14 protein-coding genes are annotated in these 14,820 nt (G+C 49.4%); 3 read left to right on the plus strand and 11 right to left on the minus strand.

Annotated features, from left to right (window positions below):
* Nucleotides 1-4: 4 nt before the first annotated feature.
* The 5 genes from LG384_RS15040 to apbC form a co-directional block, all read right to left on the minus strand.
* Nucleotides 5-2,488 (minus strand): fimbrial biogenesis outer membrane usher protein, encoded by a 2,484-nt coding sequence (locus LG384_RS15040; RefSeq protein WP_045444936.1) that lies wholly within the window; start codon nt 2,486-2,488, stop codon nt 5-7.
* 14 nt (nt 2,489-2,502) lie between these two features.
* Nucleotides 2,503-3,183 carry a fimbrial assembly chaperone gene (locus LG384_RS15045; protein WP_045444939.1) on the minus strand — a complete coding sequence of 227 codons (681 nt, stop codon included), beginning with the start codon at nt 3,181-3,183 and terminating at the stop codon, nt 2,503-2,505.
* Between the two features lie 65 nt (nt 3,184-3,248).
* Nucleotides 3,249-3,785 (minus strand): fimbrial protein YehD, encoded by a 537-nt coding sequence (gene yehD / locus LG384_RS15050; protein WP_225761164.1) that lies wholly within the window; start codon nt 3,783-3,785, stop codon nt 3,249-3,251.
* A gap of 274 nt (nt 3,786-4,059) precedes the next feature.
* Complete coding sequence (locus LG384_RS15055; protein WP_045444945.1) at nt 4,060-4,341, minus strand: DUF2574 family protein; 282 nt, start codon at nt 4,339-4,341, stop codon at nt 4,060-4,062.
* Between the two features lie 261 nt (nt 4,342-4,602).
* Entirely contained in the window at nt 4,603-5,712 is a 1,110-nt protein-coding gene (apbC, locus tag LG384_RS15060; protein WP_200041992.1) for an iron-sulfur cluster carrier protein ApbC, read from the minus strand.
* Between the two features lie 164 nt (nt 5,713-5,876).
* Between apbC and metG the strand changes: the two genes are divergently transcribed.
* Entirely contained in the window at nt 5,877-7,910 is a 2,034-nt protein-coding gene (gene metG / locus LG384_RS15065; protein ID WP_225761165.1) for a methionine--tRNA ligase, read from the plus strand.
* A 66-nt stretch (nt 7,911-7,976) separates the two neighbouring features.
* On the opposite strand, the gene LG384_RS15070 is transcribed toward metG, so the two are convergent.
* From LG384_RS15070 to LG384_RS15080, 3 genes are read right to left on the minus strand one after another with little or no spacing between them, the layout of a single operon-like run.
* Nucleotides 7,977-8,447: a DUF1456 family protein gene (locus LG384_RS15070; RefSeq protein ID WP_045449699.1), complete on the minus strand. Its 471-nt coding sequence runs from the start codon at nt 8,445-8,447 to the stop codon at nt 7,977-7,979.
* A 46-nt stretch (nt 8,448-8,493) separates the two neighbouring features.
* Nucleotides 8,494-9,213, minus strand: a complete 720-nt coding sequence (gene btsR, locus LG384_RS15075; RefSeq protein WP_045444954.1) for a two-component system response regulator BtsR — start codon at nt 9,211-9,213, stop codon at nt 8,494-8,496.
* Nucleotides 9,210-10,895, minus strand: a complete 1,686-nt coding sequence (locus LG384_RS15080; protein WP_225761166.1) for a sensor histidine kinase — start codon at nt 10,893-10,895, stop codon at nt 9,210-9,212. The genes btsR and LG384_RS15080 overlap by 4 nt, the downstream gene beginning before the upstream one ends.
* Before the next feature lie 225 nt (nt 10,896-11,120).
* Here LG384_RS15080 and mlrA point away from each other — a divergent pair, with 225 nt between their 5' ends.
* Both mlrA and LG384_RS15090 read left to right on the plus strand, forming a co-directional pair.
* Entirely contained in the window at nt 11,121-11,852 is a 732-nt protein-coding gene (gene mlrA, locus LG384_RS15085) for an HTH-type transcriptional regulator MlrA (protein WP_045449701.1), read from the plus strand.
* A 51-nt stretch (nt 11,853-11,903) separates the two neighbouring features.
* The gene (locus LG384_RS15090; protein ID WP_003027354.1) at nt 11,904-12,011 is read left to right on the plus strand and encodes a protein YohO; all 108 of its coding nucleotides are present in this window, start codon (nt 11,904-11,906) and stop codon (nt 12,009-12,011) included.
* On the opposite strand, the gene LG384_RS15095 is transcribed toward LG384_RS15090, so the two are convergent.
* Genes LG384_RS15095 through LG384_RS15105 form a run of 3 tightly spaced genes read right to left on the minus strand, consistent with a single transcriptional unit; the run spans nt 11,992 to nt 14,756 of the window.
* A complete protein-coding gene (locus tag LG384_RS15095) occupies nt 11,992-12,723 on the minus strand; it encodes an ABC transporter permease (RefSeq protein WP_225761167.1) in 732 nt (243 codons plus the stop codon). The genes LG384_RS15090 and LG384_RS15095 overlap by 20 nt on opposite strands.
* Nucleotides 12,707-13,654 (minus strand): ABC transporter ATP-binding protein, encoded by a 948-nt coding sequence (locus LG384_RS15100; RefSeq protein WP_225761168.1) that lies wholly within the window; start codon nt 13,652-13,654, stop codon nt 12,707-12,709. The genes LG384_RS15095 and LG384_RS15100 overlap by 17 nt, the downstream gene beginning before the upstream one ends.
* The gene (locus tag LG384_RS15105; RefSeq protein WP_200012780.1) at nt 13,647-14,756 is read right to left on the minus strand and encodes an ABC transporter permease; all 1,110 of its coding nucleotides are present in this window, start codon (nt 14,754-14,756) and stop codon (nt 13,647-13,649) included. The genes LG384_RS15100 and LG384_RS15105 overlap by 8 nt, the downstream gene beginning before the upstream one ends.
* Between the last annotated feature and the right edge of the window lie 64 nt (nt 14,757-14,820).

Below are 14,820 nucleotides of genomic sequence, written 5' to 3' on the forward strand. Positions count from 1 at the left end.
ATCCTTACTGGCAAATATAGACTTTGCTCTCATCAATCATCTTCTCAAAGATAATTGTGCAGAATTGTCCCTGTTGTTTATTAACCGCAACACGTACAGAAGCAGGAATGTCGTCGGTGCGAATAAATAATCGACTGCCCTGGCCGACCAAACCAACGTTATTGCCGGTATTATCCTCCACTTCATAGCCAAACGATAATGGAGAACCGTCCGTCCGTTGAGCACGGAAGTTCCAGGATTTACGCCGGTCAGTTTCAAACTCCGCCATCACAACCGCGCCACGATAAGGCACTGTGCCTTTGTGATTTCCCAGTAATGTCACATCGCTGTTGCTGTCGGAAAGATCCAGCATCAGCATATTTTCGCGGTATGGAGTCAGACTGTCATAAACAGCATAGCCTTTGCTGTCCGTCGTTAAATAACGCTGTCCCTGCACCGCCGCACCCTGCAGGCCTGGGGCTTTTATAATGGCGAAAGTATCTGAAAGTCGGGGAGTTAGGGCGACACCGTCAGACCACGCCACAATCCCTCCCTGAATATTGCCGCTGACCTGTTGATATTGATTCGATTGACTGTAACTGCCGCCGAGCGTCGCCACTGGCATGCGCCATACTAAACTGCCGCTCGCCGCGGTCTCACTTCCCTGCTGCTGATGACTGAAATTAGCACCGTAGCTGAATTGATCACGGTTACCCGCCACCCCACTTAAACTGGTGTTATTCGACTGATAGCCGTCATCATCGAACGTCGTTGAATTGGAAACAAACAGATCGCGCCGCCGAGTGGCAATCCCATCGCCCCAGGAGAATGGAATAGAGATATACAGGTTAAAACGTTTATCCTGACGGTTTTCTTCATCATACGTCTGGCTGGCAGATAAGGTATAACTGATACGTTGCCAAGTGTTCGAGTAGCTCAACTGATAATCTTTACCGGTTCCGCTACGGCCCCAGTAATCGCGCCACAGGCCGCTAACGGCCAGAAATCCCCAGCTATCAGGTAATGCCTGGTTGATGTTGAGGGAAAAGCTATTCTTACGACCAAAGTCATATTGGTAGTAGTCTGCAATGTCATACGCATCATTTTCGTCTCGATCATAACTATTTTTATTATTCGCCCACACATGATCGTTGAAAGTACGGTAATCCCGCGAAGAGTAGCGATAGGCCGCCAGCGCAAACTGAGTTCCGGTCTGCGCGACATATTTGTTCCACGCGACCTGATAACTCTGCCCGTCAAAAACGCCGTTATCCTGTTCACTGTGTGAGCGAGTTCCATCTACCGAGATCGCACCAATCGGCGTGTTCCATCCAGTACCGAGCACAAATGAATAGTAGTTCTCCGACAACATTGAACCACCATATGCAGTTAGCAGATTATTCAATCCATACTGATAACTACCCTGGATAAAATCAGACTGATTGCTCGCACCTTCAATATTGCTACGTCCGGCAGCGAAATCATATTTCGCTACCCCAGCCTGCAACATATTGGGTACCGATGAATAAGGCACCAGATAATGTCTTATCGAACCATCGGCCTCTTTCACACTAACATCCAGATCCGCTCCACCACCGGCAAGCTGCAAATCATCAATAGCGAAAGGCCCCGGAGAGACCTCTTTCTGATAAATAACAAAACCGTTTTGTTCAATAGACACCAGCGCGTTGCTCTGCGCTATGCCACGTACCACCGGTGTAAAGCGCTGTTTCGAGTTTGGCAACATTTGCATATCACGCCAGATACGTACGCCGCGAAACCGTACAGCGTCAAAAATATCCGAACTGGTATACATGTCTCCAGCGCGCAACGTGCTAAGGATCGACGGAATACCACGTTCCACATATAAGGTATTACTTTTCCACTCACCTCTGCCCTCGTTGCCTTTCGTATAGTTAGCATTCGAATGCAGCTGCCAGTCCAGTACGTTCAATCCGCTGTTCAGACTCACATAACTGCTTTTATCATCGCCACCATGCTTATAATTACTGTAATACTGGCTGGCATAATAAGAAGTGTAAAATGCGTTAATCCCTCGTTCCCAGGTTTCGGGAGGCATATAACCCGACTCATATTCATTCACATATGCCTGAGGCACGTTCAAATTCAGTACAAATTGCCCGATATCATACCCAATGCTACCACCCTGTACTGCCGCACGTAGCGGTACGCAATCTTCATTTTTATCAGCTTTAATACCTTCAGTACGAATACCAATTTGCTGCAACTGCACCCATGATAAGCATGTCATCTCCGGGTCAGCTTTAATATTGATATCGTAATGCCCGCGCCACTGCTTATTTAGATAGACATCCATTTCATACATGCCGGGCATCGGCTTATCGCCATCAATCTGATAGTGAGAAATTTTCTCACCATTTAAACCGCCGATCATAAAATGAGTATCAAACGATTCCTCTTCAGCCCATACGGCTGGATTCGTTAGCACTGACAAAATGGCCAGTGTAATAGAATTTATCTTTGACATAGCCAGTCCTTGAGCTATTTATCGACTTTTATATTTTCACTCAAGTAATTGCCGTGATCATCAATAAGAGTAACTTTGTAATAATTAACAATAGTGGTGGTATTCAGCGTTTTATCCGACCATGGCGCCAGCATCAACGTTTCTGTATTGATTTTTTTATTTCCCATTAACTCAGGAATAGTTATCCAGTTAGCCGAATCATTTTTTATATTTAAACCAACACCGACATACCTGATCTTCAGATGGGCAAAACTATCTTTAGTTACACCAGCAACACTTTGTGGACGGTAAATAAATTTAATACGATTTTGCATAGCAAATTTAATTATATTCTTACTTTCGGAGTCTGATGAATTAGGAGGAATATCTAATACATTAAGGAAAAATAAGCTTTCTCGATCTTTCGGTAGAGTATTTGCCAGTTGTTTAATTTTCAGTTGCTGACCGGAACCGCCACTGACACGAACTACCGGCGGAGTCATCACAAACGGCACCTGAATTTTCTCTGGTGGCAGACTGGTATCACCATCGTCAATCCACGACTGGACAAGTGCGCTGCGATTACCTTCATTCATTAACTGTACAATAATCTCTTTTTTTTGCGCCGGATAAATAACACGGGTGCCGTAAATATAGATGCCCCCCCACGCTGGCAATACTGTGCCAAGCAACAATAAGACTAATATTTTTTTCATTATAATTATCCTTGCTACAGAAATAACCGGCGGCCATAGCCGCCGACAAAAAGGATATTAATCAATTAATCAGTAACAACGGTCATTGTCAGTGAAGAAGCAACATCACCAGCAGTAACAGCATTGCCAGCTTTCGCATAACGAGCTTTAAAGTTCAGAATATATTTGTTATCACTTGTCTTGGTTAAATTAATACCCGTGCCAGGGTTAACCTGTTGAGTAAAATCATTACCATAGTAAACTGCAAAACCAGCACCATTACTCGATGCCGTATTCCGTGTAATGTACTTATTTGCGCTGTCGAATTGAGAACTGGAGAAAGTAATTCTTGGCGCTTCAGTACCCGTACATTCAACTGTCAGAGGTGTTGTTGTCTGATTAGAATATCCATCATAAACTCCCCCCAGAGTCAGAGCATTCAACCGGTCAGCACCAATCTGGTTCATGCCGATTGTCGCAGTAGTATCTCCCACAAATTTACATGTCGTTCCTGTTACCTTACCGGTAATAACCAACTCGCCCTGGTCAGAATCAACAGAAAAAGCCCCAGCGCTCATAAATACAGCAGTCAGCACAGCAGCAGAAATAACTGAACGTTTCATAGTATCTTCCTTAATGAATTAATTTCTATTTGTAAGAGCTGTTAACTCCGGGAATTAAATTCTCATAGGAAGATCGTTAACGCAATGTAAACGCATTGTTTTATTGATTTAAAACAAATGAAATCCAGCAATATAATTGCAACAAATAAATTTCATTTAACAATATATTAAGAATTAATAAATCGATGCAATTAACTGTTCGTAATTATCCATTAAGCAAATAAAAAATACACACATTATTCATTGAAATAATATGTGCTGAATAAAATAGATATTAGTCATAACGATTTAGCACAATCTGTCGCGTTGCATCACCCTGGACGGCAACGACTTCGGTCATCACGCCTCTGGCTGGCGCTGAAACGACATCGGATGTACTGGAAAGGTGGGTGGTATTACCACATCGCTGTTGGAGTTGATTTTCCACAACATCGGTACTGCAGGTGGGAGCGGTGACCGTTCCGCTAATGGTTAATGTCGCAGTATCAGAAGCAAAGGCAGGTGAGCCTATTCCATAACCCAGAACTATTATCCCCATCAGCAAACGGTTTTTCATTTTTAACGTTATTCCTGTAGTTAACGTAAAACGGCATAAACACAGTTTGTTCAGTGTCCTGTGAGCGAAAGTATCCGCCCCGACCAATAGAAATTGTAGATTAAGGGAATAGATTTGATCAATTTAAATGATGGGTTACAGATTTATTTTTGGATAAAATTGAGGTTTATTAACTCAGGGTAAACAATAAATCGCGACTATTTATTTAAAATATTCACCGCATCAATAATTCATTAATGCGGTGAATATGTGCAGCGTAAATTACACGGCGCGGAAAGCAATCTCACCCGGGATCACTTCTCCCTGCCAGTAAAGCTGTGCTGCCACACGTCCCGCCAGGTCGCGGTAAATCGCCGTGAATTCGCTGTCAGGGCGGCTGATAACCGTCGGCGTGCCACGATCGAGATCTTCGCGCAGGGTAATATGCAGCGGCATTTGTCCCAGTAGTTGGGTATGGTACTGTTCTGCCAGTTTCTGCGCACCACCAGTGCCAAAAATCGGCTCGTGGTGGCCACAGTTACTGCAGATATGCATACTCATGTTCTCAACAATGCCTAATACCGGCACTTCCACTTTTTCAAACATGACGATGCCTTTTTTAGCATCGATTAGCGCGATATCCTGCGGCGTAGTCACAACAACTGCCCCTGTCACCGGAATGTTCTGCGCCAGCGTCAACTGAATGTCACCAGTACCCGGCGGCATATCCAGTACCAGATAATCAAGATCCGGCCATAAGGTCTCCTGCAGCATCTGCAGCAGCGCCTTGCTGGCCATTGGGCCTCGCCACACCATCGCGTTGTCGTCCGTTACCAGATAACCAATGGAGTTGGTTGCCAGGCCATGAGACATAATCGGCGCCATATGGGTGCCATCTGGCGAGGTCGGACGCTGATTTTCTGCACCGAGCATGGTCGGAATAGAGGGACCATAAATATCGGCATCAAGAATACCGACTTTCGCCCCTTCTGCCGCGAGCGCCAGTGCAAGGTTAACGGCAGTAGATGATTTACCTACCCCACCTTTACCTGAACTAACGGCGATGATGTTCTTCACACCATTAATACCCGGCTGGTTTTTCACGCGCTTCAGCGTCGCAATGTTATGCGACAGCTTCCAGTCAACCGCTTTCGCACCAGTGATACGCAGTAAATCGGCACTGCACTGCTCTTTTAATACCTCAAACGCACTGTGCCAGACGAATGGCATGACCAGCTCTACGTGCAACGTGTCATCCATCCAGGCGACATGATGCAACGCTTTAAGCGTCGTCAGATTATGCTTCAGGGTTGAATGCTGAAAATTCGCCAGCGTCCCGGCGACCATGGCGCGCAGGGTTTCTGGTGATTTGGCCTGGGATTGTGGGTTCATCCCGACTCCTTTTTGTTGTTCTGAAAATACGATTGTCATCGGGTAGTTTACTCCAACCGTCGCAATTATTCATTTGTGGATAAATGTCCTTATCGCTTGGCGCAGTAATTACCATTTTGGTACTATCAAAGCCCTTTTCACTACAAAAGAAGTAATTGCCCACTATGACTCAAGTCGCGAAGAAAATTCTGGTAACGTGCGCGCTGCCGTACGCCAACGGCTCTATCCACCTCGGCCATATGCTGGAGCACATCCAGGCTGATGTCTGGGTCCGTTACCAGCGAATGCGCGGCCACCAGGTTAACTTCATCTGCGCGGACGACGCACACGGTACGCCAATCATGCTGAAAGCACAGCAACTTGGTATCACACCTGAGCAGATGATCGGTGAAATGAGTCAGGAGCATCAGACTGATTTTGCAGGTTTTGACATCAGCTACGACAACTACCACTCAACGCATAGCGAAGAGAACCGCGAGTTGTCCGAGCTGATTTACACACGCCTGAAGGAAAACGGTTTTATTAAGAACCGTACCATCTCCCAGCTTTACGATCCGGAAAAAGGTATGTTCCTGCCGGACCGTTTTGTAAAAGGCACCTGCCCGAAATGTAAGGCTGCGGATCAGTACGGCGATAACTGTGAAGTATGTGGCGCGACCTACAGCCCAACCGAACTTATCGAACCGAAATCCGTCGTTTCCGGCGCGACGCCGGTAATGCGTGACTCCGAACACTTCTTCTTCGACCTGCCGTCGTTCAGCGAAATGCTGCAGGCATGGACGCGCAGCGGCGCGCTGCAGGAACAAGTGGCAAATAAAATGCAGGAATGGTTTGAATCCGGCCTGCAGCAGTGGGATATCTCCCGCGACTCGCCGTACTTTGGTTTTGAAATACCGAACGCTCCAGGCAAATATTTCTACGTCTGGCTGGACGCGCCGATTGGCTACATGGGCTCCTTCAAGAACCTGTGCGACAAGCGCGGCGATACCACCAGCTTTGACGAATACTGGAAGAAAGATTCCGACGCCGAGCTGTATCATTTCATCGGTAAAGATATCGTCTATTTCCACAGCCTGTTCTGGCCTGCCATGCTGGAAGGCAGCAACTTCCGTAAGCCGACCAACCTGTTCGTACACGGTTATGTCACGGTAAACGGTGCGAAGATGTCCAAGTCTCGTGGTACGTTCATTAAGGCCAGCACCTGGCTGAAGCATTTTGATGCCGACAGCCTGCGCTACTACTACACAGCGAAGCTCTCTTCGCGTATTGATGACATCGACCTGAACCTGGAAGACTTTGTTCAGCGTGTTAATGCCGATATCGTCAATAAAGTGGTGAACCTGGCTTCTCGTAACGCAGGTTTTATCAGTAAGCGTTTTGATGGCGTACTGGCGGCAGAACTGGCCGATCCGGCTCTGTACAAAACCTTTACCGACGCCGCATCAGTTATTGGTGAAGCATGGGACAGCCGTGAATTTGGTAAAGCCATTCGAGAAATCATGGCGCTGGCAGACGTAGCAAACCGCTACGTCGACGAACAGGCTCCGTGGGTTGTCGCGAAACAGGAAGGCCGTGACGCCGACCTGCAGGCGATTTGCTCTATGGGGATCAACCTGTTCCGTGTACTGATGACGTACCTGAAACCGGTTCTGCCAACGCTGAGCGAGCGTGTCGAAGCGTTCCTGAACACAGAACTGAGCTGGGATGCCATTCAGCAGCCTCTGCTCGGCCACAAGGTCAACACCTTTAAGGCGCTCTACAACCGCATCGACATGAAACAAGTTGAAGCGCTGGTTGAGGCGTCCAAAGAAGAGGTGAAAGCCGCAGTTGCACCGGTTACCGGTCCGCTGGCGGATGACCCGATTCAGGAAACCATCACCTTTGACGATTTTGCCAAAGTTGACCTGCGCGTAGCGCTGATTGAAAACGCTGAGTTCGTTGAAGGTTCCGACAAGCTGCTGCGCCTGTCGCTGGACCTGGGCGGTGAAAAACGTAATGTCTTCTCTGGTATTCGTTCTGCTTATCCGGAGCCACAGGTGCTGATTGGTCGTCTGACCGTGATGGTTGCTAACCTGGCGCCGCGTAAAATGCGCTTCGGTATTTCGGAAGGGATGGTAATGGCCGCAGGCCCTGGCGGGAAAGATATCTTCCTGTTAAGTCCTGACGAAGGTGCAAAACCTGGTCAGCAGGTGAAATAATCCGCATAAAAAAACGCTGCTTCGGCAGCGTTTTTTATATCGCGGTTCAGTACAGATAAATACGCGCTACGCTTTCTTTGCGTGTTCGCGAATCACCAAACCACGCAGGAAATAACGCAGGAACTGATCCCCACACTCACGATAGTTTTTGTGGTCCGGCGCGCGCATCATCGCGGTGATCTCCGGCATCGACACGCGAAACTTCTGCTGGGTCATAATGGCCAGAATGTCATCGGTTTTCAGTGAAAAGGCGATACGCAGCTTTTTCAACACCGTGTTGTTATTAACGCGGCGCTCAAGTGCCAGTTCAGGTGCAGAATCATCTTTACCGCGCTTATGGTAGATAAGGCCGTTTAAAAAACCGGAGAGGATGATATCAGGGCAGCGAACAAAACCCTCTTCATCTTCTTTCGTCATCCAGGTGTCGAAACCTGCGGAGGTGGATTCCATGTCGGCGAGCGCAAGAATACGCACCATGTCATTATTATTCGCTTTCAGGGTGTAGCGCAGGCTACGAAGAATGTCGTTACTTAGCATAGAGCCTTCAACTGTCGGTGATGCAATGGCGCGCAGTGTATCAGTTTTACAGTCCAATCGCCTCTTTTAGACTTTTAAGATAACGACGACTTACCGGGACCGTCAGTCCGTTGCGTAAAATCAATTCTGCCTGGCCGTTATCTTCCAGGCGGATCTCCTGTAATTGCGCCATGTTAACCAGGTATTGTCGATGGCAGCGCAACAGCGGAGTACGGCTTTCCAGTGTTCTCAATGTAAGTTCAGTAAAGCCTTCTTTACCATCGCTGCTGGTGACATAGACACCGCTCATACGACTGCTGATAAACGCCACATCATCCATTTGCAGCAGATAGATACGGCTATGGCCAGTACACGGAATAAACTTAAGCATCTGCTGGTTTTCCGGCAGCAGCGACACATCCTGCTTGGTACGTTCCTGACGTAAACGGATCAGCGTTTTCTCCAGCCGCGTTTCCTCTATCGGCTTGAGCAAATAATCAAAGGCGTGTTCTTCAAAAGCTTTAACCGCATATTCATCGAAAGCGGTCAGAAAAACGATATACGGACGATGCTCCGGATCAAGCATACCGACCATTTCCAGGCCACTAATCCGCGGCATCTGAATATCGAGGAACAATACATCCGGGCGCAATTTATGTACTGCACCGATGGCCTCAACCGCGTTCGAACACTCCCCCACAATCTCAATGTCACTTTGCTCCTGCAACAGGATCCGCAGATTCTCCCGCGCTAACGGTTCATCATCCACAATCAACACCTTGATCATGCCAGTTCCTCCAGAGGAAGTCGTAAAGTGATTCGGGTAAAATGGTCGGGGTCGCAGGCTACGCTGATGCCAAAATCATCACCAAACCGCTCCCGCAGTCGTTTATCTACCAGATTCATACCCAGTCCGCTGGCTTCTGTTGTGGGCTGATACAATCCGGCATTATCTTCGATATCCAGCATCAGATACTGCCCTTCTCGTCGGGCAGTAATCGACACCTCACCGGTATCAAGTAGCTGTGAAGTACCGTGCTTAATGGCATTCTCCACTATCGGCTGCAAGGTAAAAGCCGGTAATTGCTGGTGAGAAAGCTCTTCCGGAACCGTTAGGGTCACCTGCAAGCGTGACTGGAATCGCGCCTTTTCAATTTGTAGATAAGCATTAACGTGCTCAATTTCATCGGCCAACGTCACAATCTCTGATGGCCGTTTTAAATTTTTGCGAAAGAAGGTCGAGAGATACTGCACCAGTTGGCTGGCCTGTTCGCTGTCGCGTCGAATTACGGCTTTAATGGTATTGAGCGCATTAAACAGAAAATGTGGATTTACCTGAGCATGCAAGAGCTTAATTTCTGACTGCGTGAGCATCGCTTTTTGACGCTCGTACTGGCCGGCCAGAATCTGCGCCGACAGCAGTTGGGCGATCCCTTCTCCCAGCGTGCGGTTAATTGAGCTAAAAAGACGATTTTTGGCTTCATACAGTTTAATGGTCCCCATCACCCGCTGATTTTCACCACGTAGCGGGATCACCAGCGTAGAGCCTAATTTGCATTGCGGATGCAGCGAGCAGCGGTACGGCACTTCGTTACCATCGGCATAAACCACCTCTCCGGTATCAATCGCCCGTTGCGTATACGAGGATGAAATGGGCCGGCCTGGCAGGTGATGATCGTCGCCAATGCCGGTAAACGCCAGGAGCTTTTCGCGATCGGTAATCGCCACTGCGCCGATATCCAGCTCTTCGTACAACACCTGGGCGACCTTCATGCTGTTAACCTCGTTGAACCCCTGACGCAAAATACCTTCCGTCGAGGCAGCAACTTTTAACGCAGTGGCAGAAAACGCTGAAGTGTATTTTTCAAACATGGCTCGTTTGTCGAGCAAAATACGCATAAACAACGCCGCACCCACAGTATTGGTGACCATCATCGGTGCGGCAATGTTACTGACAAGGTGCAACGCATTTTCAAAAGGACGCGCAATCAATAAAATGATCAGCATCTGTACCAGTTCAGCAACAAAGGTAATCGCACCTGCCGTCAGCGGGCTAAATACTTTATCAGTGCGACCGCGGCGGGTAAGCACGCTGTGTACCAGCCCTCCGAGCAGGCCTTCCACGATGGTCGAAATCATACAGCTGAGGGCCGTCATTCCGCCCATCGAGTAACGATGAAGGCCACCGGTCAGCCCAACTAAACCTCCGACAACCGGGCCACCCAATAAGCCGCCCATCACCGCACCGATAGCTCGGGTATTCGCAATCGAGTCTTCAATATGCAGACCAAAGTAGGTGCCCATAATGCAGAAGATGGAGAAGGTAACATAACAGAGGAGTTTGTGAGGCAGCCGGATGGTGACCTGCATCAGCGGGATAAACAGGCGTGTTTTGCTCATCAGCCACGCGATAACGAGAAACACACACATCTGCTGAAGCAGCAGCAACACCAGATTAAACTCGTACATACCCGCCAACCACACTTCACTTAAAAGGGCGTAACATACATGGGCTACGCTTAACTTTCTTTGAACTGTTGCAAAAAAAAAAGAATTTGTGAGAACGATCACTCAAAAGCGCCCGTCCGGACACAATATCACCCACGTTGTGATCAAAAAACAATCAAAACTACCTGGTTCGCAAAAGAGCGTCTAAAGTAAAACTGGGACCTCGCGAGCATGAGTGAGACAACGATGGCGCTTTACACAATAGGTGAAGTGGCTTTGCTTTGTGATATCAATCCTGTCACTTTACGCGCATGGCAGAGACGTTATGGATTACTAAAACCGCAACGGACAGACGGCGGTCATCGCCTGTTTAACGATGCTGACATCGACCGGATCCGCGAAATCAAACGCTGGATAAATAATGGGGTACAGGTCAGCAAAGTAAAAATGTTGCTCAGTAATGAAAATATTGATGTGCATAACGGCTGGCGTGAACAACAAGAAACCTTATTGAGCTATTTGCAAAGTAATAATTTGCATAGCCTCAGAGTATGGATAAAGGAGCGTGGCCAGGATTATCCCGCGCAGACGCTTAACACACATTTATTCATTCCTCTGCGGCGGCGTCTGCAATGTCAGCAGCCTGTACTCCAGGCGTTACTGGGTATCCTTGATGGCGTCCTCATCAACTACATTGCTATTTGCCTTGCGTCGGCGCGTAAAAAACAGGGGAAAGATGCACTGGTCGTCGGCTGGAATATTCACGATACCACCCGATTATGGCTGGAGGGTTGGGTTGCCAGTCAGCAGGGATGGCGGGTTGATGTGCTGGCACATTCGCTAAACCAGCTACGACCGGAACTGTTTGAAGGTCGGACTTTACTCATCTGGTGTGGAGAAAGTCAAACCCCCGCTCAGCAACAGCAACTGGATGAATGGCGGGCGCTGGGCCACGATATTTATCCACTTGGCATTTAATATTCTATTAACAAACGTGTACAATCCTTTAATCAACATAAGGAGTGCATAATGAGCGCAGCTAAAATCGGTGTAATAACCCTCTTCCTGCTGATGGCCATCGGCGGTATCGGCGGTGTAATGCTGGCAGGCTATACCTTTATTTTACGTGCCGGGTAAGGTAGTGCGATAAGCGCTCAAACCCGCGATCGACAATGACTGCGGCCAACGCGACCAACAGCGCTCCCTGAATTACATAAGCAGTATTGAATCCGCTTAGTCCGATGATAATCGGCGTTCCCAGCGTGTTTGCCCCAACGGTCGAAGCAATTGTCGCGGTGCCAATGTTAATAATCACCGACGTGCGAATTCCCGCCAGAATGACCGGAGCCGCCAGCGGAAGCTCCACTTTACGCAGTCTCTGCCCATCGCTCATCCCCATTCCGCGGGCGATATCCATCACGCTGCCAGAAATTCCCCCCAACCCCGCCAGCGTTGCCTGTAAAACTGGGAGCACACCATACAAGGTCAGCGCAATAATGGCAGGCTCCGGACCAAAACCCATTACGGGTACGGCGATCGCCAGTACAGCTACCGGTGGAAAAGTTTGCCCCACGGCGGCGATTGTTTCCACCAGGGGGCGAAACTCAGTCCCCCATGAACGGGTTACCGCTATCCCCGCACCTGTACCGATGATCACGGCAACCAGGCTGGAGCTCCCCACCAGCGCCAAATGGGCCAGCGCCAGTGCCATAAAACTTTCCTGCTGATAAACAGGACGAGGTAACTGTGGAAACAGCGCGCCAAACAGTGCCTGGCTGTGCGGTAAGCCTGCCAGCAGGAACAGAAAAAGCGCAATAAGCCAGAGCAGCGGGTCAGACAGACGTTTCACGGTACGGTATCTCCGTAAGCAAATCGTGAAAATGAAGCGTACCGCAGGCAACGCCCTGTGAATTAACCACCGGTAAGACTTCACAACCGCGAGCCACGAAAACGGAGAGCGCATCACGTAACGTCATCTCATCGACCAGTGGTTCCCCGCACAGTTGCGTATCATGTCGCATAAAATCGCCCACAGTTCGCAGCGACAGGAGCCGCACGCCAAGTTCGCTGCGACCAAAAAATGTTTGAACGAAATCATTAGCCGGAGCGGTCAACATCGACAGCGGTGTTCCTTGCTGCACGACCTCCCCCGCATCCATCAATACCAGATGTTCCGCCAGCCTCAACGCCTCGTCGATATCGTGTGTCACCAGCACAATAGTGCGACCAAGCAAGCGATGAATACGGGTCATCTCTTGCTGCAAGGCACCGCGCGTCACCGGATCCAGCGCGCCAAAAGGCTCATCCATCAAAAGAACCTGAGGATCCGCCGCCAGAGCACGTGCCACCCCCACCCGCTGCTGCTGCCCACCGGAAAGCTGATGCGGATATCGGTGACGCAACTCTGCTTCCAGTCCCAGTAAAGCCATCAGTTCTTCTGTTCGTTCATCAATACGCGAACGCGACCATTTTTGCAGTTGTGGTACGGTGGCAATATTCTGCGCGACAGTCCAGTGTGGAAACAATCCGATAGATTGAATGGCGTACCCCATACGCCGTCTTAACTCCAGCACCGGCAGACTGCGGATCTCCTCCCCGGCAAAGCGGATCTGACCGCTGTCATGTTCCACCAGTCGATTTATCATTTTCAACGTGGTGGATTTCCCCGAACCTGACGTGCCAATTAATACTGAAAAGCTGCCTTCGCGAAAATGCAGGTTAAGATCGTTGACCGCCGTTTGTTGACCATAGGTTTTACTGACATGGCTAAATTCAATCATCGTTTGTCACCTTCAGCAGAGCTAAGCCTAAATCAAACAACGCATCAATCAACACCGCCAGCACAACTACCGGAATCACGCCCAACAGCACCAAATCTACAGCGCTACTGAGTAGTCCCTGAAAAACCAGCGCGCCAAATCCCCCCGCGCCAATCAGTGCGGCAATGACGGCCATCCCCACCGTCTGCACCATCACCACGCGCAAACTGCGCAAGAAAACGGGCAGCGCCAGCGGGAGCTGTACCGCGCTAAAACGTTGACGCGAACTCATCCCCATTGCCCTGGCGCTTTCCAGTACATCACGAGGAACCTGGTTCAGTCCTGCCACGACGCCGCGCACCAGCGGTAATAATGCGTACAACACCAGAGCAATGAGTGCCGGTGTCAGACCGGTTCCCGCAATCCCAAGCCTGCCTAGCCAGGGAAAATGATTAACCAGACCGGCGAGCGGTGCGATCAGCAGGCCGAACAACGCCACAGAAGGAATGGTTTGAATGATGTTCAGTACGGCAAATACCGGCCCCTGCCGCGATGCAGATAAAGCGCACCAAATCCCCAGCGGCACGCCAATCAACAGCGCAGGAACAACGGTTCCAACCAGGATAGTCAGATGCTGCGCCAGTGCATCATCGAAGACGTCCTGGCGATTGGTATACTCTTTGAGCAGAGAAAGATCGTTGAATGTGCCGAAGAACAGCAGCGCCAGCGGTACAACAGCAATTTGTGTATGCAGAATCCAACGCCAGAGTGGCTGAGATGTGATACGGCGAATGGCGTCACTGCATGCCAGCAGCATTAACCCCAGTCCAAGCCAGAACCCACTACCGAGGCTGGTTCTGGCCAGCGGGCTTCCCGTCTGAGCAAGCCAGGTTGCTATTTTCCCGGCGGTCATGAGTGCAGCAATCACCAGCAGTTGCATGACGACAAGCGTGAATACGCTGCCGGACTTACCGGGTTGCAAGCACAAAAAAAGCAGCAGTAAAAATAGAACCACCAGCCCCCACGCACTTGCGGGCCAGATATCCCAGAGCTGGCGACCTTCGCCGGAGACCAGGCGATTAGGGGCATAGCTGATGAAAGGAAGCGCCGCGGCAGCCATCATAAGAAGAACCAGCAGCAACAGCACCCGGTTGACTGATATCTTTGACACCACACTCACCTGCTGC

Origin of the sequence: Citrobacter sp. Marseille-Q3906 (genome assembly GCF_916618775.1) — a bacterium.
In the GTDB taxonomy this organism is placed as follows: domain Bacteria; phylum Pseudomonadota; class Gammaproteobacteria; order Enterobacterales; family Enterobacteriaceae; genus Citrobacter; species Citrobacter murliniae.

Excerpts from the sequence above, each read along its gene's own strand:
- LG384_RS15040 (WP_045444936.1), bottom strand. The coding sequence starts at position 2,488 with ATGTCAAAGATAAATTCTATTACACTGGCCATTTTGTCAGTGCTAACG.
- LG384_RS15045 (WP_045444939.1), bottom strand. The coding sequence starts at position 3,183 with ATGAAAAAAATATTAGTCTTATTGTTGCTTGGCACAGTATTGCCAGCG.
- yehD (WP_225761164.1), bottom strand. The coding sequence starts at position 3,785 with ATGAAACGTTCAGTTATTTCTGCTGCTGTGCTGACTGCTGTATTTATG.
- LG384_RS15055 (WP_045444945.1), bottom strand. The coding sequence starts at position 4,341 with ATGAAAAACCGTTTGCTGATGGGGATAATAGTTCTGGGTTATGGAATA.
- apbC (WP_200041992.1), bottom strand. The coding sequence starts at position 5,712 with ATGAACCCACAATCCCAGGCCAAATCACCAGAAACCCTGCGCGCCATG.
- metG (WP_225761165.1), top strand. The coding sequence starts at position 5,877 with ATGACTCAAGTCGCGAAGAAAATTCTGGTAACGTGCGCGCTGCCGTAC.
- LG384_RS15070 (WP_045449699.1), bottom strand. The coding sequence starts at position 8,447 with ATGCTAAGTAACGACATTCTTCGTAGCCTGCGCTACACCCTGAAAGCG.
- btsR (WP_045444954.1), bottom strand. The coding sequence starts at position 9,213 with ATGATCAAGGTGTTGATTGTGGATGATGAACCGTTAGCGCGGGAGAAT.
- LG384_RS15080 (WP_225761166.1), bottom strand. The coding sequence starts at position 10,895 with ATGTACGAGTTTAATCTGGTGTTGCTGCTGCTTCAGCAGATGTGTGTG.
- mlrA (WP_045449701.1), top strand. The coding sequence starts at position 11,121 with ATGGCGCTTTACACAATAGGTGAAGTGGCTTTGCTTTGTGATATCAAT.
- LG384_RS15090 (WP_003027354.1), top strand. The coding sequence starts at position 11,904 with ATGAGCGCAGCTAAAATCGGTGTAATAACCCTCTTCCTGCTGATGGCC.
- LG384_RS15100 (WP_225761168.1), bottom strand. The coding sequence starts at position 13,654 with ATGATTGAATTTAGCCATGTCAGTAAAACCTATGGTCAACAAACGGCG.
- LG384_RS15105 (WP_200012780.1), bottom strand. The coding sequence starts at position 14,756 with ATGATGGCTGCCGCGGCGCTTCCTTTCATCAGCTATGCCCCTAATCGC.